Source organism: Psychrobacter sp. NPDC078631 (assembly GCF_050268165.1).
Taxonomy (GTDB): Bacteria; Pseudomonadota; Gammaproteobacteria; order Pseudomonadales; family Moraxellaceae; genus Psychrobacter.
Genome location: NZ_JBNNGG010000007.1, coordinates 14,116 through 37,876 on the forward strand (window position 1 = coordinate 14,116; position 23,761 = coordinate 37,876).

At 43.6% G+C, this 23,761-nt stretch carries 18 protein-coding genes; 9 read left to right on the plus strand and 9 right to left on the minus strand.

Going from position 1 to position 23,761, the window contains the following annotated elements:
- The first annotated feature begins 65 nt into the window (after window positions 1-65).
- The 6 genes from recG (at window position 66) to ahr (ending at window position 10,311) form a co-directional block, all read left to right on the plus strand.
- The gene (recG, locus tag ACQKCP_RS12755) at window positions 66-2,417 is read left to right on the plus strand and encodes an ATP-dependent DNA helicase RecG (RefSeq protein ID WP_427612577.1); all 2,352 of its coding nucleotides are present in this window, start codon (window positions 66-68) and stop codon (window positions 2,415-2,417) included.
- Window positions 2,418-2,827: 410 nt separating this feature from the next.
- A complete protein-coding gene (locus tag ACQKCP_RS12760) occupies window positions 2,828-4,120 on the plus strand; it encodes an efflux RND transporter periplasmic adaptor subunit (RefSeq protein ID WP_427612578.1) in 1,293 nt (430 codons plus the stop codon).
- A complete protein-coding gene (locus ACQKCP_RS12765; RefSeq protein WP_427612579.1) occupies window positions 4,117-7,209 on the plus strand; it encodes an efflux RND transporter permease subunit in 3,093 nt (1,030 codons plus the stop codon). Before ACQKCP_RS12760 ends, ACQKCP_RS12765 begins: the two co-directional genes overlap by 4 nt.
- 81 nt (window positions 7,210-7,290) lie before the next feature.
- On the plus strand, window positions 7,291-8,001 hold the full coding sequence (locus ACQKCP_RS12770; RefSeq protein ID WP_427612580.1) for a helix-turn-helix domain-containing protein: 711 nt from the start codon (window positions 7,291-7,293) through the stop codon (window positions 7,999-8,001).
- An 89-nt stretch (window positions 8,002-8,090) separates the two neighbouring features.
- Window positions 8,091-9,026 (plus strand): DMT family transporter, encoded by a 936-nt coding sequence (locus tag ACQKCP_RS12775; protein ID WP_427612581.1) that lies wholly within the window; start codon window positions 8,091-8,093, stop codon window positions 9,024-9,026.
- Between the two features lie 283 nt (window positions 9,027-9,309).
- Window positions 9,310-10,311 carry an NADPH-dependent aldehyde reductase Ahr gene (gene ahr / locus ACQKCP_RS12780; protein ID WP_427612582.1) on the plus strand — a complete coding sequence of 334 codons (1,002 nt, stop codon included), beginning with the start codon at window positions 9,310-9,312 and terminating at the stop codon, window positions 10,309-10,311.
- Window positions 10,312-10,848: 537 nt separating this feature from the next.
- Here the strand turns inward: ahr and ACQKCP_RS12785 are convergent.
- Window positions 10,849-11,013 (minus strand): TIR domain-containing protein, encoded by a 165-nt coding sequence (locus ACQKCP_RS12785; protein ID WP_427612617.1) that lies wholly within the window; start codon window positions 11,011-11,013, stop codon window positions 10,849-10,851.
- 148 nt (window positions 11,014-11,161) lie between these two features.
- A complete protein-coding gene (locus ACQKCP_RS12790; RefSeq protein ID WP_427612583.1) occupies window positions 11,162-12,049 on the minus strand; it encodes a LysR family transcriptional regulator in 888 nt (295 codons plus the stop codon).
- 115 nt (window positions 12,050-12,164) lie between these two features.
- Here ACQKCP_RS12790 and ACQKCP_RS12795 point away from each other — a divergent pair, with 115 nt between their 5' ends.
- Window positions 12,165-12,860: an aspartate/glutamate racemase family protein gene (locus ACQKCP_RS12795; protein ID WP_427612584.1), complete on the plus strand. Its 696-nt coding sequence runs from the start codon at window positions 12,165-12,167 to the stop codon at window positions 12,858-12,860.
- 75 nt (window positions 12,861-12,935) lie between these two features.
- Window positions 12,936-14,219 (plus strand): dicarboxylate/amino acid:cation symporter, encoded by a 1,284-nt coding sequence (locus ACQKCP_RS12800; RefSeq protein ID WP_427612585.1) that lies wholly within the window; start codon window positions 12,936-12,938, stop codon window positions 14,217-14,219.
- A 379-nt stretch (window positions 14,220-14,598) separates the two neighbouring features.
- Here the strand turns inward: ACQKCP_RS12800 and glmS are convergent, their stop codons facing one another.
- From glmS to hisF, 7 genes are all read right to left on the minus strand, one after another.
- Window positions 14,599-16,443, minus strand: coding sequence for a glutamine--fructose-6-phosphate transaminase (isomerizing) (gene glmS / locus ACQKCP_RS12805; protein ID WP_427612586.1), 1,845 nt, complete (start codon window positions 16,441-16,443; stop codon window positions 14,599-14,601).
- Window positions 16,444-16,625: 182 nt separating this feature from the next.
- On the minus strand, window positions 16,626-18,002 hold the full coding sequence (gene glmU / locus ACQKCP_RS12810; RefSeq protein WP_427612587.1) for a bifunctional UDP-N-acetylglucosamine diphosphorylase/glucosamine-1-phosphate N-acetyltransferase GlmU: 1,377 nt from the start codon (window positions 18,000-18,002) through the stop codon (window positions 16,626-16,628).
- Window positions 18,003-18,208: 206 nt separating this feature from the next.
- Window positions 18,209-18,790 (minus strand): phosphatidylglycerophosphatase A family protein, encoded by a 582-nt coding sequence (locus tag ACQKCP_RS12815; RefSeq protein WP_427612588.1) that lies wholly within the window; start codon window positions 18,788-18,790, stop codon window positions 18,209-18,211.
- Window positions 18,791-18,793: 3 nt separating this feature from the next.
- Window positions 18,794-19,825, minus strand: coding sequence for a thiamine-phosphate kinase (gene thiL, locus ACQKCP_RS12820; protein WP_427612589.1), 1,032 nt, complete (start codon window positions 19,823-19,825; stop codon window positions 18,794-18,796).
- 8 nt (window positions 19,826-19,833) lie between these two features.
- Window positions 19,834-20,676, minus strand: a complete 843-nt coding sequence (nusB, locus tag ACQKCP_RS12825) for a transcription antitermination factor NusB (RefSeq protein WP_427612590.1) — start codon at window positions 20,674-20,676, stop codon at window positions 19,834-19,836.
- A 216-nt stretch (window positions 20,677-20,892) separates the two neighbouring features.
- A complete protein-coding gene (ribH, locus tag ACQKCP_RS12830) occupies window positions 20,893-21,414 on the minus strand; it encodes a 6,7-dimethyl-8-ribityllumazine synthase (RefSeq protein WP_075106501.1) in 522 nt (173 codons plus the stop codon).
- A 185-nt stretch (window positions 21,415-21,599) separates the two neighbouring features.
- Complete coding sequence (gene hisF / locus ACQKCP_RS12835) at window positions 21,600-22,382, minus strand: imidazole glycerol phosphate synthase subunit HisF (RefSeq protein WP_427612591.1); 783 nt, start codon at window positions 22,380-22,382, stop codon at window positions 21,600-21,602.
- A gap of 185 nt (window positions 22,383-22,567) precedes the next feature.
- Here hisF and ACQKCP_RS12840 point away from each other — a divergent pair, with 185 nt between their 5' ends.
- A complete protein-coding gene (locus tag ACQKCP_RS12840) occupies window positions 22,568-23,731 on the plus strand; it encodes a homoserine kinase (RefSeq protein ID WP_427612592.1) in 1,164 nt (387 codons plus the stop codon).
- Window positions 23,732-23,761 lie beyond the last annotated feature (30 nt).

The window sequence follows — 23,761 nt, forward strand, 5'->3', positions numbered from 1 at the left end:
TGCAGCCTACTAAAAATGCTCGATTTAGCATACAAAAATTAAAAATAATATTGTTAGGATCTTTAATGCCAATATCGGAGAGTCATGCTTCATCTAACTCATTAGATCACTTTAGATCTGATATGCCGCTGTCAGCACTAGATATGCCAGTGTCTGCGCTAGCAGGTGTAGGGGTAAAAGTCGCAGAGCAGTTGGCGCAATTGAATATCAAGCGGATATTCGATTTGCTGTTACATTTGCCCCGTGATTATGAGGATCGTAGTCGACTGGTATCAATCGCCGATGTAGAGCATGGACAATCAGCGCTAATTACTGGTCACATCGTCCATGTCGATACCAAGCGCAGTGGGATGACTGTGACGGTGGATGATAATACGGGTACGATATCGTTACGGTTTTTTAAGGTCTATCGTGGTCTGGTACAGACTATGAATTTAGGAACACGTTTACAGCTATTTGGTGAGGTCAAAGTCAGCCGCTACGGCAAGCAGATACATCATCCTGAATATCAGATTATCACTGATAACACAGTCATGACCGATACGGGATTGCAGCCTATTTACCCTACAGTTAAAGGCTTACATCAAAACAAGCTGCGCACTTTAATTAAGCTAGCATTGCAAACGGTTCGGAGCCAAGGTCTGCCGATGACATTGTTTACGGCTGAAGATTTTGCAGTTGTATCCGATTTGCCATTAGTGCCTTTTGAGCCATCCAAATCAGCGGTGTCAGAGGCCGAATATACCGAAGATATTTTTTCGACGTTAGCACGCAGCGTGCCTGATAATGTGATTGGCAATAGCGTATACAAGCCCAGTCCCTCTAACTATCAGGCAGATAATGACATACATAGCGTCGCTGCCAGTATTGCTCAGCACAATGTCTATAATTTAACGATATTTGAAGCATTGGTACTGCTGCATACGCCACCTACTTATACCAGCGCGTCTCAGCAATACAAATTATTCACTCAACTCAGTGCCCGCACGCATGCTGCTTGCCAGCGCTTGATTATTGAAGAGTTGACTGCGCATCAGCTCAGTTTGCTATATCGTCGCCAGCAGCTACATCAGCATAAAGCACCCAAATGCACTACCAACAGTCCTCTTGCTGACAAGCTGTTTTCTGCATTGACTTTTGATCTAACGGGTGCGCAAAAAAGAGTGATGAAAGACATTACTGCGGATATGGCGACCTCAATTCCGATGCTACGATTGGTACAGGGAGATGTGGGTGCTGGCAAGACGTTGGTGGCAGCAGGAGCGGCAGGCTATGCGCTCGATAGTGGCTGGCAGGTCGCGGTAATGGCGCCGACTGAGATTTTAGCAGAGCAGCATCTACTGAATTTTAAGCAATGGTTTGAGCCATTAGGTATTGGTGTCGGTTGGCTCGCAGGTAAGCAAACGGCCAAACAACGCCGCGAAGCATTGGAAGCAGTCGCAGAAAATACCGTGCAAGTAGTCGTTGGTACTCATGCACTGTTTCAGGAGCAAGTTCAGTTTGCTAAATTAGGCTTGGTTATCATTGATGAGCAACATCGATTCGGTGTTGAGCAGCGTATGGCATTGACTAATAAGGGCGTCGCTAATAGTACCCCACACCAGCTAATCATGACCGCAACACCGATTCCAAGAACCTTAGCAATGAGTGTCTATGGCGATATGGATACCTCAATCATCGATGAATTGCCACCGGGGCGTACGCCAATTACGACGGTAACCATCGATCGCAATCGACGCGATGAGGTCATAGAACGTATCGCGATCAATTGCGAAGCGGGCAGGCAAGCGTACTGGGTATGCTCACTGGTAGAAGCGTCTAGCGTATTGGATGCGCAGGCAGCTGAAGCTACTTATGAGGATTTAAATGAACGTCTAGATATTCGTATTGGACTGGTGCATGGCAAAATGAAGTCTGCTGATAAGCAAGCCATCATGCAAGAGTTCAAAGCAGGTAATTTGGACTTGCTGATTGCGACGACTGTCATCGAGGTAGGGGTCGATGTGCCCAATGCATCATTGATGGTTATCGAAAATGCGGAACGTTTGGGACTATCACAATTGCATCAGCTGCGCGGGCGAGTCGGACGTGGCTCGACCAAAAGTTTCTGTGTACTGCTATATCAAAAGCCACTATCGGAGACAGGTACGGAGCGACTGAATGTCCTACGCGATAGTACCGATGGCTTCGTCATTGCTCAAAAAGACTTAGAGCTACGTGGGCCAGGAGAGCTGTTAGGCAAACGTCAAACGGGCAACGTTGGCTACTATCTGGCTGATCTGATCCGTGATGAGCAATTATTTGCCATTGCTCAGCGGTTAGCCAAGCACTTGATAGCAGACCCTGCGCGAAAAGCAGATGTCAGTCAATTGATTCATCGCTGGATGCCTGAGGCAAGTCGCTATACCAATGCTTAGTATTTAATAATCAGTGCTTAGTATCCATAGTCAGTCGTTGAATAAATCAGATATTCAACAGCTGGCTGCACGCGATCTTATTTCTTTAAACCGGTCGATATGCCTTGAACATTGCACATGTATTCGGTCTAAGTTTCAATTAAGTTTATGAACGCTAGACGCTATATATAAAAATAAGATGATGACTAAATATATGCTATTCTCGATAATTTGATGGACTATTATAATAATAAACAGTGCTTTAGAGAACATCGTAATACTCTCTGTAAGTAACGCTCATAGCCCTATATCAGGCTATCCAAACATTGCTTCGATTGCGTGCCACTTTTTATTATTGCTGTGACTGATTGATATTTTTAGTCATTCTATATCGAGTATTTCAATATTGACTGTACCTACAGAGAGTTATCATGAGCGATTTTGAAGAAACCCATTCTAAGCCGTCAGCTGAATCTGAGCTGCCGCCATATCGTCAAACTGACACTGTATCTCAAAGGCCATCTGCGAAACCACCAATATGGTTGTGGCCCGTGTTGGCAGCCGTACTAGTGATTGGGGTGCTGCTTGGCAAGTATTGGGGCAATGATAGTAGTGCAGCTACAGATGAGTCAGCAACTTCTAATTCTGTCGCAAACGATCAGGCAACTGGTAGCGATGCCAGTATTGAGCAATCAGTACTCTCAGTAGAAACAGTCAGTCCAAGCCAAGATGATATCGGCAGCACGCTCAGTGCCGATGGAACCATCAATGCTAAGGATACTGCGAACGTCAGTGCAAAAGTCAATGGTGTGGCTATCGAGCGTATTTTGGTCGAAGAAGGCGACCGCGTCAGAGCGGGTCAAGTCTTAGCCGTGTTCGATACTGATGCTATGGAGCAGCAAGTGCTACAGGCGCAAGCAGATGTCGCAGAAGCGGAAGCCACCCTTGCCAATGCCAGCGCTGATGCTGCACGTGTGCTGCCATTGATCGATATCGATGCCATTAGCAAACAAGAGGCCGATCGCTATCGTACCTCGGAAGTCCGTGCGAGAGCTTCTTTGCAAGCGTCTAAAGCCCGTTTGAGCAATCAGCGTTTGACATTAGAGAACGCAAAAGTCGTCGCTCCTGTCAGCGGTATTATCAGTGAAAAAATGGTAGAAGTCGGTCAAGTGGCAGGCGGGGATCCGCTATTTACGATTATCAAAGGCGGGGTTTTGGAATGGCGAGCAGATATAGATCCTAAGCTTATCGGTGATATAAACGTTGGTACGCCTGTACAAGTCAGTCTACCGGGTGGTGATACAGTGATGGGGCAAGTAAACCGCATTGCACCAACCGCGGACAACAACCGCCAAATTACGATTTATGCCAGCCTAGCTGCCAACTCAAAGATACGTGCAGGCATGTATCAAACAGGCGAATTCCTGTTAGGAAGTACCAGTACGCAAACGATTTCTAATAGCGCAGTGGTCAGTAATGATGGTTATGATTATGTGATGCTCGTTACCGAATCGACTACTCGAGACGATCGATCGATGGGACGTATCAAGCAGCAGCGAGTGACATTGGGTGAGCGATTGGGCGAGAGTGTAGCAGTGCTAGAGCCTTTGCCAAGTGACAGCCGTATCGTAAAGCAGGGCGGCAGCTTCTTAAATGATGGTGACCTAGTACGTGTTGTTAATGGTGTGTCTCAAACCAGTAAGCCAGTGCAGGCACAACCATGAGCTTAAACGTCTCCGCTTATTCGATCAAAAATCCTCTCGTCGCTATCTTGCTATTTGTACTGCTGACGTTGGGCGGCATTTACGGTTTCATGAAAATGAAAGTCCAGCAGTTTCCGGATATAGACTTGCCAGCGGTGGTGGTCACGGTGACGCTACCGGGTGCTGCGCCCTTACAACTCGAAAACGATATTGCCAAAAAGATTGAAAACAAACTGACCAGTATCGAAGGCGTGAGTCATATTCGCACCACGCTACAGACGGGTGCGGCGACCATTGCCACTGAATTTACCCTAGAAAAAGACATTCAAGAAGCGGTAGACGATGTGCGTTCAGCAGTCGGTGAAGTACGTGGTGATCTGCCAGCTGCAGCCAACGATCCTATTATTACTAAAGTATCTACTGCTGGGTTTCCAGTGGTTACGTACTCTGTCGCTGCTGAAAATATGAGCGTGGAGGATTTATCTTGGTTTGTTGATGATACCGTTACCAAACGGCTATCTGATATACCAGGCGTTAGTACCGTGAGCCGTGTTGGTGGGTTGCAGCGTGAAATCACGGTTGCTGCTGACCCAATTGCGTTAAGTGGTCTGAAGTTTTCTATTTCACAATTATCGCAGCAAATCGCTGGTATCCAGCAAGACAGTTCTGGTGGGGAGGCGGAAGTTGGTAATACGACTCAGACAATCCGTGTTCTCGGTGCTGTTGAGCGAGCAAATGAGCTAAACGATTTGCAAGTGGCTGTCCCTACGGGGGGCACACAAGCTTTAGGTCGTATGGCAGAAATCACTGACGGCGCAGCAGATCCAAGCTCGATTGCTAAGCTAGACGGTCAAACAGTGGTGGCATTTAACATCACTCGATCGCGCGGTGCCAGTGAGGTCGACGTGATGGAGCTGGTTGATGAGGAGCTTGCCAAGCTGACTGCTGATGTCGGTAATATCAGTATTGAGAAAGTCTATGACCGAGCCACACCCATTGCAGAAGATTATGAAGCTTCGTTAAGAATGCTCATCGAAGGTGGGCTGTTGGCTGTAGTGGTAGTATTTCTGTTTTTGCGCAATATTCGCGCGACTATCGTTGCCGCGGTCGCTTTGCCGTTATCAGTGATTCCAACCTTTTTGGGTATGTATCTGTTTGGCTTTAGTCTGAATATCATCTCACTACTGGCGTTGTCATTGGTTATTGGGGTGCTGGTCGATGATGCAATTGTTGAAGTCGAAAACATCATACGCCATCTACGTATGGGTAAGACGCCTTATGAAGCGGCGATGGAAGCCGCTGATGAAATCGGTCTCGCCGTTGTCGCCACTACTTTTACTTTGATTGCGGTGTTTTTACCAACGGCCTTTATGGGCGGTATCGTTGGACAGTTTTTCCGTCAGTTTGGTTGGACGGCTGCCTTATCAATTTTTGCCTCGCTGATGGTAGCTCGCCTGATTACACCGATGATGGCAGCTTATATCTTGCGACCTGAGAAAAAGCACGTCGAAAAACAAAGCGCGATGATGAAGTACTATCTTAAGATTGTGTCTTGGACCCTACATCATCGCTGGATAACTATGGGTGCAACGCTTGTTTTATTTGTAGCATCGCTAGCTCTGGTTAAGCTGTTACCCACGTCATTTATCCCTGATAATGATATCGATCAAACTCGAGTGGCTATTGAGCTGACACCTGACGTGTCGTTGGCGGATACTGAGCGCGTAGCGGCACTAGCAAGTGCTCGTATTTTGGCCATGCCTGAGGTGACCAATATCTTTACCTCAGTGGGAGAGGCGCAGGCGTCGATGGGTGCGTCGGATGGCGGCGGCGGTAAGGCTGAAAACATCGCTGGCTTGGATATCGTACTTGCCCCGCGTGCAGAACGAGGCACCAAGCAAGAGATAGAACGCAAAATTAGTAAGCTGATGACAGAAGTGCCAGGAGCACGGTTTACTGTTGGCTTATCGAGTGGTGGTGAGAGCGGCTATAATTTTTCATTGACTAGTACTAACCCGCAACTGCTTGAACAAATTGCACAAAAAATCATGTCTGAGATTCGAGGTCTGCCAAGTGCAGGCGCTGTGACCAGTGATCGCAGTCTGCCACGCCAAGAGCTAACGGTAACCCCAGATAGATTGGCAATGGCTGACAAAGGAGTCACCACGCAAGATATCGCTACGACTCTACGTGTGGCTACGGTGGGCGACTACGAGCAGCAATTGTCAAAGCTCAATCTTGATACGCGCCAAGTACCAATCGTGGTACGTCTACCTGACGCGGCTAAGCAAAATGTTAGCCAGCTAGAAGGTTTATACGTGCCGAGTACTATGCCTGCCGGTCAAGGCGTACGCGTCGGTGAGGTTGCTACGCTAGACTTTGGCACTGGACCTGCGCAGATTAGTAGACTGGATCGAGAGCGTGCCATTAGTATCACGGTACAACCTGCGAGTGGCGAGCTTGGCGATTTGGTACAAGCGGTCAAAGCGGTTCCGACCATGCAGCAACTTCCGCCTTCGATTACCATCATTGATCAGGGCCAAGCAGAAAACATGGCAGACCTCTTTAGTGGATTTATCATTGCGATGTCCGTCGGGGTAGTTTGTATTTTAGGCGTACTTATTCTGCTTTTTGGCCGTTTGTTGCAGCCTTTTACCATTCTTATGGCGTTACCTCTATCAATCGGTGGGGCGTTTGTTGGCTTGGTTATTACCAATAGCAGCTTATCGATGCCTTCGATGATTGGCTTTATTATGCTCATGGGTATCGCGACCAAAAACTCAATCCTGCTAGTCGATTACGCGTTGATTGCCCAGCGCCGAGGGCTGGCGCGTTTTGAGGCTATCGTAGATGCATGTCGCAAGCGTGCACGGCCTATTATCATGACGACCATTGCAATGGGCGCAGGTATGTTGCCTCTAGTATTTGGTTGGGGTGATGCAGATCCTACCTTTAGGCGACCGATGGCAGCAGCGGTACTGGGTGGTCTGGTGACCTCTACGCTATTGAGCTTGGTTGTCATTCCTGTCGTTTATACCTTGATGGATGACCTATCAGGATGGTTTGCTAAATGGTTAGCTCCACATGGTAAACCTAGTGACATCCAATAGTTACTTCTCATAGAGAGCCAAATAGCTAACCCAATAGTGAGCCAAGACACGACACGATAGTAACAATCTGGAAAATTATGCATGATTAACACGCTCTCAATTAGGTCATATACCCGTCAAACTCGAGGACATTCTCATGACTTTCATCAGATTGTTTTGCCTTTGCGAGGGGCAATCAATATCGAAGTTGGGAGCTATACTGGAAAAGTTATCCCGAGCGAATGTGTTGTGGTTAAGACAAATGAAAAGCATTACTTTAGCGCTGAGGAGAATGCAAAGTTTATTGTTGTGGATACAGATTTATTGCCAGAAAATGTGCTTCATTCATCACAAATTCTCTTCTCCATAAGTTCGCCATTGTTGGCATTTTTGGAGTTTTCAGAAAATCAGTTAAGGTATCAAATCAATCCTGAAGTTGAGAGACTGATGTTTGATACCTTTTATAAGCTCCTAGAACAACAAAATCTATTTGTGCAATATGATGCTCGAATTAGAGAAGTCGTCGCATATATTCACCACAATTTTGCTAAAAACCTTTCTGTCGAAGTGTTGGCGGATATCTCTTGTCTCAGTGCTACGCAGTTCAAAAAGAACTTCAAACTGCAAACAAACCAAACTGTCACTGAGTACATCACAAAGATCAGGATGCAAAAGGCGCAAGCTTTATTACTACATACTGATTCACCTATCGCTATCATAGCCGAACTGGTTGGTTATACGGATGTTAGCGCTTTTAGCCGCCGCTTTTCTAAATATTTCGGTATTGCCCCTTCCAAATTAAAACACGTCTAACCAGACATGCAAACCGTCTAATCTGCAAAAAAAGTAGTTTATAACTCTCTATAATAATGTTATTCATTATAACGTCAGAGGTAGCTACTATGCTGCAGAATAAATCTAGTCTAAGTGCTATTTTATGTGTGATAGCTGCCAGTGTCCTTTGGGGAACGACAGGTACAGCGTCTGCTTTTATACCTGACGTTAGTCCATTAGCCGTTGGTGCGTTTTCGATGGGGATAGGCGGTGTATTGCTAGTATTGAATGCTAAGAATAATTTATTAAGCGATAGACAGAAACTACTTTCTAAACCCAGTCTCTTGTTCATTGGTAGCCTATGTGTTGCTATCTATCCTTTAGCTTTTTATTCCTCTATGAGATTGGCAGGTGTCGCTATTGGTACAGTAATCTCAATTGCTAGCGCACCATTTTTCACTGTTATCATGGAGCGTCTGATTAGCAATAAAAGAGTCACTAGTCGATGGGTGGTAAGTTTTATATTTGGTGTGGTTGGCGTTATTTTGCTGACTTTAGGGAAAACCCAATATTTAGATGTAAACGCACAAGCAAATAATCGAATATTAGGCATTTTATTAGGATTAGTTGCAGGATTGACCTATGCCACATACTCATGGACAGCACGTCAGATGATAGAGAACGGGGTAAACTCGAAATCAGCGATGGCCAGTATGTTTGGTCTGTCGGCAATCTTATTGTTGCCATCATTATTATTGACAGGGGGAAACCTGTTTTTGGATGCAAAACATATAAGCGTTGCACTATATCTGGCAATTGCGCCGATGTTCTTTGGTTATTTACTTTTTGGTCAAGCGTTGAGAGTGATTGAGGCGAGCAAAGCCACGCTTATTACGTTATTAGAACCTATTGTAGCCACTATATTGGCTATCATTATAATCGGTGAAACATTCTCTCCTATCGGCTGGCTAGGAATGTCACTCATGATAATCTGTCTTTTACTGCAGGTAATAAAGACGCCAAAACTGACAGGTTATCGAAGAAGACGTGCACTATATAAATAACCAAACAATATAAGTAACCAAGCAATATTTCTGACGATAAGCAGTCTTTTGATGAGTTACCGCCTGCTAAGTATGACTCTTTGTATGACGTTAGTCTAAAACTGGTAAGTTGAATGGATTAGTTGGGACAGTCTTTGCTATAGTCTGTCCAATCAAATCTATTGAAGAAATTGTTTATCTCTTATAGCGCTATTTTAATTTTACTAACATATTAATAGCTTCTAGAACGATAAACCAATCTCTACAAACTAATCTTTAAAAAACTGGAAAATAAGGAATAACTATGATTAACGCATATGCAGCAAAAGAGAAAGGTGGCAAATTTGAGCCTTATGAATATGATCCAGGTGCTCTAGGCGATCACGAAGTAGAAATCGAAGTACATAGCTGCGGTATCTGCCACAGTGATTTATCGATGTGGCAAAATGAATGGGGTATGACTCAATATCCGTTTGTCGGTGGACATGAGGTTGCAGGTAAAGTCCTTAACAAGGGCAAACACGTCAAGCATCTAGAATTGGGCGATAAAGTCGGACTTGGCTGGCATAAAGGATACTGTAACGTTTGTGATCTATGTATCGATGGGGATCATAACTTATGCCCTGAGCAAGAAGGTACGATCATTGGTAACCACGGCGGCTTCGCAGATAAAGTACGCGCAAAAGATACTAGCGTCATCAAGATACCTGAAGGGCTTGATTTTAACGCGGTAGGACCACTGCTATGTGGCGGTATCACAGTGTTTAACCCACTTATGCAGTACGACATCAAACCAACTTCTAGAGTGGCTGTAATTGGTATTGGTGGTTTGGGTCATTTGGCATTGCAGTTTGCCAATGCGTGGGGCTGTGAAGTGACGGCATTTACCAGTGAATCAAAAATGGAAGAAGCAAAAGAGATGGGCGCTCACCATTCACTAAACTCAAGAGACGATAGCGAAATTGAAAAAGCCGCAGGTTCTTTCGATCTAATCATCTCAACAGTGAACGTTGATATGAACTGGGATGTTGTGATCAAGACGCTAAGACCAAAAGGTAAGCTGCATTTTGTTGGACTGCTAGAAGCACCACTAGAGATATCGGCTGCACCAATGATTATGGCTCAGAATAGTCTATCAGGCTCGCCAGTTGGCTCACCAGCGACGCTACGCAAAATGTTAGATTTTGCTGCGCGCCATAATATTCAGCCAGTGACTGAAACATACAAAATGTCTGAGATTAATGAAGCGTTTGAGCGACTAGAGAGTGGTAATGCTCGCTATAGAGTGGTGCTAGAAAGAGACTAAATATCGTTACAGGCGACTAAATGTAGCCACTAAATAAGCACAATAATAGTGATACTCTAATTAATAGATAGAGTGTCACTATTTTTTTGTATTAAAATTCTGCTTTTCACCAGTTTTTAAAATATGCGGATTATTTGGAGATGGGTCTAAATATTTTTATTTAATTTTTGCTCATGCAATTATTACTACTTTTTTCTAAACTGCTAGTAGGTCGTTTTAAAATCGTAAAAAACCCCTGCTACTGAGTTTACAATAGCAGGGGTAAATACTTGTCTTTTCAGAGCTGTCAGCAAGTAATAAAGTATCATACTTACTATTTCGAAAAGTTAATTTAAAATCAATGTTTTTAGTTTGATGCTAAAAAAGCCCGTTATTAACTGTCCACTAAATGGGTAATTTGAACGACCATTATTTAACCCATTGTTCTTTAATGATTTTTATGAGTTTAGTTACCAAGTTACCTGTGTCGAGATGCTTTACTTTATCTGTGTAGTTCAGTGGGGTCAGGCCTTGTAGATCATTTGCAAGTTTTGACTCTTAACCTGTAAGAATAGCTATCAAAGTACATTGTTTTCCAAGAAACCCCATGAATAACTCTAATTCAAATATAGTGTTATCGCGTGTAGCGGGGAACTCTTTATTTTTTGAAATCACAATCTTATCACCACTCATAATAGCTAAATCGAAGTTAGAGGTTGTAATTGTTTCCGCTTTCTACATTATACAGTGAACCTAAAATAGATAATTGTAGGTTGGCCATTGGTTGTAGAAGTATTCATAAGAAAGACATCTCCTATCTAATCAATAGTCTTGCTGAACTAATAACATAGGTGATTTAATTCTACAGACATCATTCACCTACTTGTAGTTTTGCCAATTCATTCCAAAACCGTTCTCCTGACTCATGTAAACGGGCCTGATAGCGATATGCATAAAAAGAAATAGGTAAGACCAACTCATAATTACCAATAATTGTTAGTTGCTTTGTTTCAAGTTCCTTTTCTATAGCATAGTCAGGTAGCCAAGCAATACCTTTTCCGTTTATTACCTGTTGTTTCAACAAATCTGTCATTGATGAAGAGAACACAATATTAAGATTTACTTTCGACCTAACTTTTTCAATTTGTCTACCCATATAAGAATTGCGACTATACGATAAATAAGGACAGGGCTTTTCTTCTGAAAACTTATATAGTGGTAAACCTTTATTGTCGCAGGCGGATACCGGTAATAATTTTGCTTCACCAATAAGTAATGATAAGTAGGGTGGTAGGTTCAATAATTCATTATGAAATGAAAGCAATATGTCACACTCACCATCTTGCAAAGCTTCGATCGCACGATCTACATCGATAGCCTCAATATTCAAAATTGAAGATCCTATGATATCTGATGCAATGTCATGCAATTTAGAGGCAAAACTATTAGCTAGTGAATGCGCCGCAGCAACCTTGATTACTCTTCCATCAAGATTTGATAGCCCCTTCAAATGGTTTATCGTCTCTGTTATTTGTCCCATTAAGTTTCTAGCTGATGTTCTGAATACACTACCAACAGGAGTAAGGCTGATTGGCACATTACTTCTATCAATGAGTTGCGAGCCTATTGCTTCTTCGAGTGATTGAATTCGACGACTAAATGCCGGCTGCGTCATATTTCGGATTTGTGCTGCTTTTGAAAAGCTTCTAACTTCTGCAAGAATAAGAAAATCTTCTAGCCATTTACTTTCAATATTCATAACTACTTCCTTTGACATTATGCAATTTATGCATATGGTTAAGGATAATAGCATTTATCAAAAGACAAGTAATCATATAGATTAGTCCCTATCGTTTATATTCTGGTTTCTCAAAATGAATAAAATATTGGGCGTGCTAGGTGGTATGGGACCTTTAGCTACAGCTGAATTTATGAAGAAAGTGATTACTCTTACTCCTGCTAAAACAGACCAAGAGCATATACCCATGCTTATAAGGAATATACCTCAAGTACCAGATAGAACGACTTTTATCATGACTGGAGAGAATGATCCTTTTGAACAATTAAAAAATGGCTTTCAAGAGCTTACTGTGGCCGGAGCCAGCTGTATCGTTATTCCATGTAATACCGCTCATTTTTGGTATAGAAGATTAACGCAAGACAGCAACATTCATACGATAAGTATCATTGATAGCGTCGTGAACAAAATTTGTGACATTGGTTATAAAAATATTGCGGTATTAGCAACTAATGCAACAATTAAAGCTCAGCTCTATCAGGAAGCTTTGGAAGCCAAAGGTATTCATGTTCTTATTCCTGATGAAGAACAACAAACGTCTGTTATGAATGGAATTAATGAAGTCAAATCTGGGAATATTGAAAATGGTACGAAGTTAATAGAGCCTATTTTCAATGCCATGATACTTCAGAAAGCTGACGCAGTGATATTAGGATGTACAGAAATTCCAATTGCATTAGCTCAACTTGAAAAAGACATGCCAAATCAATGTTTAGACTCATTAGATATACTTGCTCAGCAATGTGTTAACTGGGCTAAGGAATATGTTTAAAAAAACGTGTTAATTATATCAATTTGAATAATGGAAATATTATGGACAGAGTTAATGAAATGGAAGGAAACAATAATGAATGATACTAACATAAAACAAGGCCGTTCCAATTTTTGGGGTCGACTCTCACTTTGGAAAAAAATCCTGATAGGCATGGTATTAGGAATAGTTGCCGGTGTGATCTTAGGTCCCGATGCTGAAATATTAAAACCAATCGGAACACTCTTTATCAACGCCATTAAGATGCTAATTGTGCCTCTAGTGTTTTTCTCGCTGATCGTAGGTGTGACCTCAATGAAGGACATTCGCAAAATGGGTCGTATAGCTATAAAAACAGTCACTCTTTACTTAGGAACGACTGCTGTAGCGATCACTATTGGTCTTGGCTTAGGCTTCCTATTTGAACCAGGGAAAGGGCTTAATATGGTTGTAACTGACGTTGCTTCTGCGAGTGAAGAAGCGCCGACCTTTATTGAAACTTTGCTTAACCTAGTACCGCAGAACCCAGTGGGTGCACTAGCGGCGGGCGACATTTTACAAATAATAGTATTTGCTCTGAGCTTAGGTGTGGCATTAGTGCTTTGCGGTGAAAAAGCCAAACCTGCTATACAACTGTTTGAAAGTTTGGCTGAAGCTATGTATAAACTAACCGAGCTAGTTATGAAACTGGCACCTTATGGTGTTTTTGGTTTAATGGCTTGGGTGGCTGGTAAGTATGGTTTAGATGTCCTAGTGCCATTAATCAAAGTGATTGCCTTAGTTTACATTGGTTGCTTAATTCATGTGCTCGTGTTTTGTACTAGTTTATTGAGTATCTTGGGACGCCTTAATCCTATGCGTTATTTGAAAGGAATAATTAACCCAGCTGTAATTGCTTTTACTACAACTAGCAGTTCAGGTACTTTACCAGCTACTATCAAGGCGGCGCGTGAAGATTTGGGTGTATCGGAAGGCGTATCTAGCTTTGTTCTTCCGGTGGGAGCTACTATAAACATGGACGGTACAGCGCTTTATCAGGGTGTCTGTGCACTTTTTATCGCTCAAGCATTCGGTATTGACCTTGCCTTTTCTGATTATATTTTAATTATCATGACATCGACTTTGGCGTCCATTGGAACAGCTGGGGTTCCTGGTGCTGGTCTTATCATGCTATCTTTAGTTCTCACTACTGTAGGTCTGCCACTAGAAGGTCTGGCCATAGTCGCCGGTATTGACCGTATACTCGATATGGCACGAACTAGTGTGAATGTTTGCGGTGATTTGATGGTTTCTGTTCTAGTCGGTAAGAGTGAGAAAGAGTTAGACGAGTCAATTTACAACTATTCTGGACAAGGATCAATTATCAATAAAATTTTATAAAAGTATTATAAATTGGAATGTAAATGTATTAATTTTAATAGATAGTTGTCAAGTTGAGCACAAAGACTAGGTTATGTGCTCAATAGATTTTAGTTATTTCAATTTCAATAACTATATTCATGATGACAATTGTAGTTATAAAATTCATTCTTACGAATATAACTATAATCTTGCTAAGATTGACTGACATCTACCTTCTCTAAGCCATTTCTCTTGTTTTTTTGAGAGCATAAAAAAACCCTGCTAAAGTTACATCAACTTTAGCAGGGGGTAATAATGGAGTCAACAGTATGATACTTTATTACTCAGTATGAATCTTTATTACTTAGTATGATACTTTATTACTCTCAGACACAAGAGCTGTCGTAGAGTAATTTTCTTATTCTACCGTGACTGATTTTGCCAAATTGCGTGGCTGGTCGACATCTGTGCCACGCATTACTGCTACATGGTATGACAACAGCTGCACAGGCACGCTGTAGACGATAGGGGCAAGCGTCTCGCAAACATCGGGTACATATACTAAGTGTAGTCTATCTTCAGCGACCATTTGACTGGCTTCGCTAGCGAATACAAATAGCTCGCCATGACGCGCATGCACTTCTTGCATGTTGGCTTTTAATTTATCAAACATACTGTCTTTGGGCGCTAGTACGACGATGGGCATGTCTTTATCGACCAATGCTAATGGACCGTGTTTGAGCTCGCCTGCCGCATAACCTTCTGCATGAATGTAAGAGATTTCCTTTAGCTTTAACGCGCCTTCTAGAGCAATCGGGAACTGTAGCCCGCGACCTAAGAATAGACAGCTTTTCTTATCTTCAAAGCTTTCACTCATGGTCTTGATAGGAGCATCAAGGTTTAAGCTGGCGTAGAGTTGTCCTGGTAATTGATGTAACTCACTTAATAACGTATTTAAGTGTTCGTCAGTCATGCGCTTCTGCGTGACACCAACTTTTAATATCAACAATATCAAGGCCACAAGCTGAGTGGTAAATGCTTTGGTAGAGGCAACGCCAATCTCAGGCCCTGCCAACGTTGGCAAGAAAATATCTGTTTCGCGTACCAACGATGACGTCGGTACATTACATAGTGCCAAGCTGACTAAGCCTGCTGGTGTTTGCTTCTGGATATCACGTAACGCTGATAAGGTGTCAGCCGTTTCACCAGATTGAGAAATACAGATGACCAAAGTGTTATCGACGACAACAGGATTACGATAGCGGAATTCGCTGGCAACCTCGACCGAGCAAGGTATACGGATAAGGCTCTCAAACCAGTATTTTGCGACCATACCGGCGTGATAACTGGTACCACAAGCAATCACTTGTACATGACGAACACCTGATAACAGTGTCTCATGACGCTGTAAAAAATCGTCGCGTAGTTTAGTCGTTTCACCATTATCCAAAGCCATCTCTATCGTACGAGCGACGGCATCTGGCTGCTCGTAAATTTCTTTGAGCATATAATGTTTGAACTCGCCTTTATCGGCATTGTGCTGGGTTGCATCAATTTCATGTATTTGACGTTGGACTTCAACACTATCTGCATAAACTTGAATGCTATTGCGAGTTAATCTGGCGATATCACCTTCTTCTAGGTACATAAAGCGGTTAGTCACCGGCAGCAACGCCAACTGATCTGACGCAATGAAATTCTCACCGATACCGACGCCAATAACCAAAGGTGAGCCTAGACGTACAGTAATGAGCTCATCAGGGCAATCTACGTGTACAATACCCAATGCAAAAGCACCGTGCAATAACGGAATGATGGTGCGGACCGCTTCCAACAAGTCAGGTGTCTTTTTGTAGATATCATGGATTAGATGCGCCACAACTTCAGTATCTGTCTGTGAAGTAAACACGTAGCCTTTGGCTATTAGCTCTTCTTTTAGTTCAGCGTAGTTTTCGACGATGCCGTTATGCACGACCGCAATTTTGCCTGATACGTGTGGATGCGCATTACGTTGTGCTGGCTCACCATGGGTTGCCCAGCGCGTATGAGCAATACCGATATGACCATCAAAAAACTCTGGATTGATAGCGACGGCATTGACCAGTGCCTGTACTTTACCTACTTGACGCTCACGGTGTAGTTCACCATCACGAATAACCGTCAGACCAGCTGAGTCATAGCCGCGATATTCTAAACGCTTTAAGCCTTCAAGTAAGATATTAGCGATATTTCGCTCAGCAACGGCGCCTACAATTCCACACATGGCTATTCCTTAGATTCAAATTTTATTAGTTCAATATATAATGTTGCAAGATCAAATAATTTGGTTGGTCATTAATGATGAGTCATCAACAGATAAATATGATGAAGCAGCACCACAAAGATTGCCGTACTGCTTAAATTGGTTCAACAATGACTGTGGTCGATTAAATTACCAATGAGCAATTATTTTTTTGTGGGTCGTTGAAAGTCATTTTTTTGTACTTGACGCGCACGACCAAATGCCAACGCACTACTGTCAACGTCTTTGGTAATCACAGAACCAGCAGCAACGGTAGCAGTATCGCCAATCGTCACTGGCGCGACTAAGCTAGCATTGGAGCCGATAAACGCATTGTCTTCAATGATGGTTTGCGATTTATTAGCACCGTCATAGTTACAGGTAATGACACCAGCACCGATATTAACGCCTGTGCCAACGGTTGCATCACCGACGTAGCTTAAGTGATTTACTTTACTGCCTTGACCAATAGTCGATTTTTTAATTTCGACAAAGTTACCAACTTTGCTGTTATCAGATAGTACGGTATCAGGACGCAAATGCGCAAAAGGCCCGATATCAACACCAGCACCAATATCAGCACGATCAATCACGCAGTAAGGTTTGATGTAGCAGGCATTACCAATCTTGGCATTTTTAATAATACAGCCCGCTTCGATATAGACGTTGTCACCCAAAGTACAGTCACCTTCAAATACCACATTAACGTCAATAAACACATCTTGACCAGCGGTTAACGTACCACGAATATCGACACGGGTAGGGTCAGCAAACTGTACGCCAGCTTCTTGTAAGTCAGCAACTAGCTTGCGCTGCCAAGTACGCTCTAGACTAGCAAGCTGTTGGCGGTTATTAACCCCTTCAATCTCAAACGTATGCTCAGGCTCAATCGCCGCGATAGTAATACCATCCGCAACCGCCATTTTAACGATATCTGTCAGATAATATTCTTGCTGTGCATTGTCGTTAGAGAGCTCAGGCAAGTATTTGTGCAGTAGCGCATTGTCGACACAGTAAATACCGCTATTAATTTCTTTAATACTTTGCTCTTCAGCATCGGCATCTTTTTGTTCAACGATGGCTTCAATATTACCTGCTTGGTCGCGTTTAATACGACCCAAGCCAAATGGATTATCGACTGTCAGCGTCAGCATAGACATGCCATCAGTATTAGCAGTTTTTAAGGCTGTTAGTGTCTCACAGCTGACCAATGGCACATCACCGTAAAGAATGAGACTTTGTCCTGACTTGGGTAAATCAGACAGTGTCACCTTGACCGCATGGCCAGTTCCCAATTGCTCAGTTTGAGCAACCCAAGTAATCGATGCTTGTGTATATTGATTGGTAATCTCCGATTTTACTTGATCACCACCAAAGCCATGAACAATGATGGTTTCATCAACAGTTAGCTGATGGCAAGTATCTAGCACATGACCTAATAAAGACTTCCCAGCCAATGTCTGCAATACCTTTGGCTTTGCCGATTGCATACGTGTGCCTTTACCGGCAGCTAAAATAATTACAGAAAGAGGAGATGTCATAATAGGCTCGCAAATGTAACAAAATATAATATTGGATTATAGCGCAAATGTTCATTTATAAAAATGCTGTGATGTGCAGGCTTTGTAATACAACCTGCTAACAATAGATCAATTGTTTATACAGGAGAGTAGCCTTCGAATTGATAACGTTGCTAGGATAAGCGGTTGTAGAATAGCCAATTCAGTATCGTAGTAGTTAGGGTAACTTATAACAGCACACCAAACATAACAACTACCCATACTACTGCTGCCATGATACCTGCGATGATGTCATCGAGCATAATGCCTAACCCGCCAGCAACTCTTTTGTCAGCCCATCCAATCGGTGGCGGCTTAACGATATCAAAAAATCTAAATAAGATAAAAGCGAAAACAATGGCGAAAATAGAAAGTTCTTGAGATACATTTTGCCAAAAGTTATCGTCAGCAATCCCCATGTAAGAAAGAGGCAGTAGGGTAATCCAAATACCTGCCCACTCATCCCAAACGATATGCGGATCATCATGACCTTGCATCAGCTCAGCAGTGCGTCCGCAAATCCAAACGCCCAAAATACAAGATAGAATTATCAGAATGAGAAAAGGTATAAAGCCCAAACTCAACAATGGTATTGCAATGATTAACCCGCCAACGGTACCCCAAGTGCCAGGTGCACGGCGCGGCAGACCACTACCTAAACCTAGCCCAAGCCAATAAACCACACGGTCAAGCATGCTGGCACCGACCGGTAATGGTGGGCAGTCATTTGCTTTACGGATGTCAGGCTTAGATAAGTCGTGATCAGTCATGGATTAGCCTGTGAAGTGTTGGTAGCCAGTAAGATTGGGCCACGTTAAAAACGGTGCGGGCTGAGTTGGCGTCACTGGCTGATTTTTATAAAACAGTTCAAGACGCGGATTGTCAGCAGACTTGGTATTTGTCGCTATCGGATCTGCTAGTGCAATTACCTCGCCGATACAAGTGACAGGTGTGTTGCCAGTAGGCGGCTTGATATGTGCAGGCAAAGTAAATGCCAATTCATAATCATCACCGCCCGCTAGCTGACCTAATAAGCGATCAGACAAATCGACAGTAGATAATGACTCGCTACTCGGTAGCTTGTCTAAATGGATGCGCATACCTACGGAGCTTTGCTGACAGATATGGCCAAGATCTTGGTAAAGACCATCGGAGATATCTATCATCGCTGTTGCACCGAGCTTTGCCAACGCTGCACCTAGTGCAATACGCGGCGTTGGCATATGTAGACGATGCGCCAACTCGATACCTTGTACGCTTTCAGGATACTTTAAGGCGAAAGCGGCATCACCAAGGGTGCCTGATACATAAATCTTATCACCAACTTGCGCACCTGAGCGGTAAATGGCAGGTGTATCTGCGGACAGTAACCCCTGCGCGCTGATACTAAGTACTAAGCGCTCACTACGCGTGGTGTCACCACCTATCAGCGTTACGCCAAACAGCTGGCACGCATGAAACAGCCCTTTGGCAAATTCAGTGAGCCATTCGTGATTTGCTAAACGTTCAGGTAATGCCAACGCTAGCATAATGCTATGCGGCGTCGCACCCATAGCAGCAATGTCTGAGACATTAACGGCGACTGCCTTATAGCCAATCGCAAATGCTAGTTCATCAACTTTTTGCCAATCAGCATGAAAGTGACGACCTTGAACCAGTGTATCAATACAGCTAACCAAGCGTGATCCTGCTGGCAATGCCATCACAGCCGCGTCGTCACCGATACCTTTTTCGATACCAGTTAATGGCGCATGCGTGGCCTGCATCTGTGAGAATATACGCTCAATCAGCTCAAACTCGTTCATGGTTAGTCTTAGTCTTTGGTATCGTTAGCGTTTTTCTTGCTCGCCTTAAAGTCACTGATATTTGCACTGGCTTTACTGGCACTACTGCGTTTAACGTTGGCTTTGTTAGCACTGATACGCGGCTTGTTTGATGCAGTCGGTTCATCGACGATCGTGCTTTCTGTTTCAGCAGCAGTTTCGATGCTATCCACTGGATTTTCTTCAGGCTGTTTAGCCGCCGCTTTTTGTGACGTACGTAGATTGGCATTAGTATCTGCTTGTACCTCTAAAGCACGCAGCTCACCGGCCATTTTATCCAGTACCGCATTAATCAGTTTGTGAGCATCAGTCGCCCCAAAATGATTGTTTAGCTTCATCGATTCATCAAGCACGACTTTATAAGGAATCTCTACACGGTTTTGTAGCTCATACGCGCCAATCAACAATATAGCGTGCTCAACAGTATCTAACTTATCAACCTCACGATCGAGATGCTGACTGATAAGCGCATCGAGTGCTTCAATTTGTTCTGGGATGTCGCGCATCATTTCATGATAATAACCGATATGGACGGTATGCATGGCATTGGTTGCACGCGTGCGAGCAGCAATATCGTGCGGAGCATTGGCTTTCCAGCCAAGCTTACCATCTACATCAAAGCGGCGATCAGTGACGAGCCATTCGTATAGGCCTTGCATCGCAAAGCGACGTGCCTTACGGATAGCAGTGTGACTGGTCTTGTAAGAAGACTCACTCATATCGAATGTTTGATCACCCGCACTACTGCTCGCTATACGGGTAGCTTCAGCTTGTCCATCATTGGCTTGTGCGGTTTTCGCAGCGCTAATAGCGCGCTTGAGTTGGTCAGTCATAGGGGGTCTGTACCTAAATTTTTGAGATGATACCCAGTCAAAATATAAATTAGCAAAGTAGTTTTTTAGCTATGCTGATTCAAAGCTTTAAAGGGTATAGAAATACGGCGAAAATTCAAAAAGTAGCCAATTGTTTTGATAGCTGGCTAGTGCTATGAGGTGCTGTTATTACTAAATAGCAGCACCAGTTAAACTAATAAACTTGAGCTTTGAAGCTTACGCTTCATCGATGCTGTCATCAATATCTAGCTGTGACAAAACAGCGATCATTTCTAGTACGACCATCGCAGCTTCAGAGCCTTTGTTGCCCGCTTTAGTACCAGAGCGCTCGATAGCTTGCTCGATGCTGTCAGTAGTGATGATACCGTTAGCAACAGGGATATTATAATCCATTGCCACAGCGCTCAAACCTTTGGCCGACTCGCTAGCTACAATATCAAAATGCGGCGTGCTGCCACGAATGATTGCACCCAATGCCACAATCGCGTCAAAACGATCTGATTCAGCAGCACGTTGGGCCACAAGTGGTAGCTCAAATGCGCCAGGCACACGAATAACAGTAATGTTGCTACCCAATACACCATGACGGAGTAGGGCATCGATTGCACCATCAACCAATGACTCAACGACAAAACCGTTAAAACGACCGACAACGATACCAATGCGAGCATCAGCGTTTTGATGTAGGTTACCATCGATATGAGTCACGTCGTTACGCTGCTGTTGTAAATTCGACATAAAAAATCCTTTGCTTAATAAGCGTTCAATTGAAATATAGGCGTCAATAAATAGCTAAATAGTCTGATGCGTTCAATCGATTCGGTCGCCTATTATTTTGGCGTTGCCCTAGTTAATTGAACGAAAATAAATGGTTAGCGCTATGATAGCATTTTTTTGGGTTTTATTTGTATATTACGAGCGTGCTAAAGCCGCATCTGTATTCCTTGCGCTGCCATATACTCTTTGGCCTCCAATACCGTGTACTCACCGAAGTGAAAAATACTGGCGGCAAGTACGGCATCTACGCCGCCTTCTAGTACACCTTCTGCCAAATGTTGCAGGTTACCAACGCCGCCTGAAGCGACAACGGGTACGTTGACGCGGCTCGTAATCTGCTGCATGAGCGCCAAGTCGTAGCCTTTTTTGGTGCCATCACCGTCCATCGAGGTGACCAGTAATTCACCAGCGCCCAGCTCTGCCATTTTGCTCGCCCAAGCAACGGCATCGATACCCGTTGGCTTACGGCCACCATGGGTGAATATCTCCCAACGTGGTACTTTAATACCGTCAATGTCGATATCAGCGACGCGTTTGGCATCGATAGCAACGACGATACACTGGTTACCAAATTTCTGCGCGGCTTCACCAACGAACTCCGGCGTAAATACGGCTGCTGAGTTAATCGCCACTTTATCCGCGCCAGCATTGAGCAAATTGCGGATATCAGCGATTTTTCGAACGCCGCCACCAACAGTCAGCGGAACGAATACCGTCTCTGCCATGCGCTCAACAGTATGATAAGTGGTATCGCGCTCATCATTGGTCGCAGTAATATCCAAAAAAGTAATCTCATCAGCGCCCTGTTCGTTGTAGCGTTTGGCTACTTCAACGGGATCGCCTGCGTCTTTTATATCGACAAACTGCACGCCTTTGACCACGCGGCCATTGTCAACGTCCAAGCAAGGAATGATACGCTTTGCTAACATAGGGTCTTTCACCTTATAATCAATTCATAGGCGCTAGTCTAGCAAAATCACTGCTATTTCAGGCAGGTTTTCGCAAGATTATTACGCTTTTCACCATAGTTTTATCATGCGCGGTACAATTGCTGTCATTACCGCATAAATTTATCCTATTTAACTTCTTATCCAATTGCTATAAGTGAGATGTCATGTCCGTCTATACCCAGTTAACCGATGATCAGTTTGCCGCCTTTTGCCAAAGCTTTGGCGTGTCGTTTGCCCGCGCGATTCCGATCACTCAAGGTATTAAAAACTCAAACTGGTTTATTCAAACGACTGACGATGTAGATGGCACATACTCTTACGTGTTCACTTTATTTGAAGAGCGTCCGCCTGCTGATATCGAAAAAATGGCCGTTATCCTCAATCAGTTAAATGGCAAGTTACCCGTTGCCGCGCCGCTAGCCGTTATTGAATCAAATGGTTCGCAAACGGATAACGATGATAAACGTTATGTTATCCATTATGAAGACAAAGCCATTACGCTAGTACCATGCTTAGCAGGCTCACATCCTGATCAAACCACGCAAGCGATGTGTCATGACATTGGCGCGGCATTAGCGATGCTGCATGAAACGCTACAAGCACTACAACCAAGTGAGCAATATGGCGTGCCTCTGTACCCATGGGCAGATGTGCGCGACCGTGAAATGCAGTTTATGCCAGGTGACGAAGCCAAGCTGATGAGCGATATCTGGCGCTCTTATTCAGAATTACCACTGGCAACCTTGCCAAAAGGCCTATGTCATTTAGATATGTTTGCCGACAATACCTTATGGAATCTACAAAAAGGCGAAGCGCGTTTGACGGGTCTACTAGACTTTACTGAAGTCAGCGTTGAGCATTACGTGATGGATATTGCGATCACTATCAATGATTTTTGTACCACGTGGGGCGTTGCAGAGCAAGGCGAATCCGTTAACTTTGACCGTAGTAAAATGGCAGCGTTCTTACAAGGTTATGAATCGATACGCCCGCTAAACAGTGATGAAAACCGTGCACTACCTGTTATGCTAGCAAAGGCCGCGGTGATTTTCTGGTTGTTACGTCTAAATGTGATTCACTACAACCGTACCGAAGGCCGTACGGGTGATAATATCATGGTCAAAAACCCTGACTTGATGAAACGTCTGGCCGCTTACCATTGGGCGCATGTTGAAAAGTCGCAAAATACCGTATTTGTACTATTAAACAAACCAGATAATCAAATAGTCGGCGTGTTTAGCAGTATCACCCAAGCCGAACAAGCACAGGAAACATTAAATAGTAGTGAGTTTGCAATCAAAGAATATATGCTAGATCAATTATCGTAAGCATTGCCTATTCATTTATTCTAGTATCAA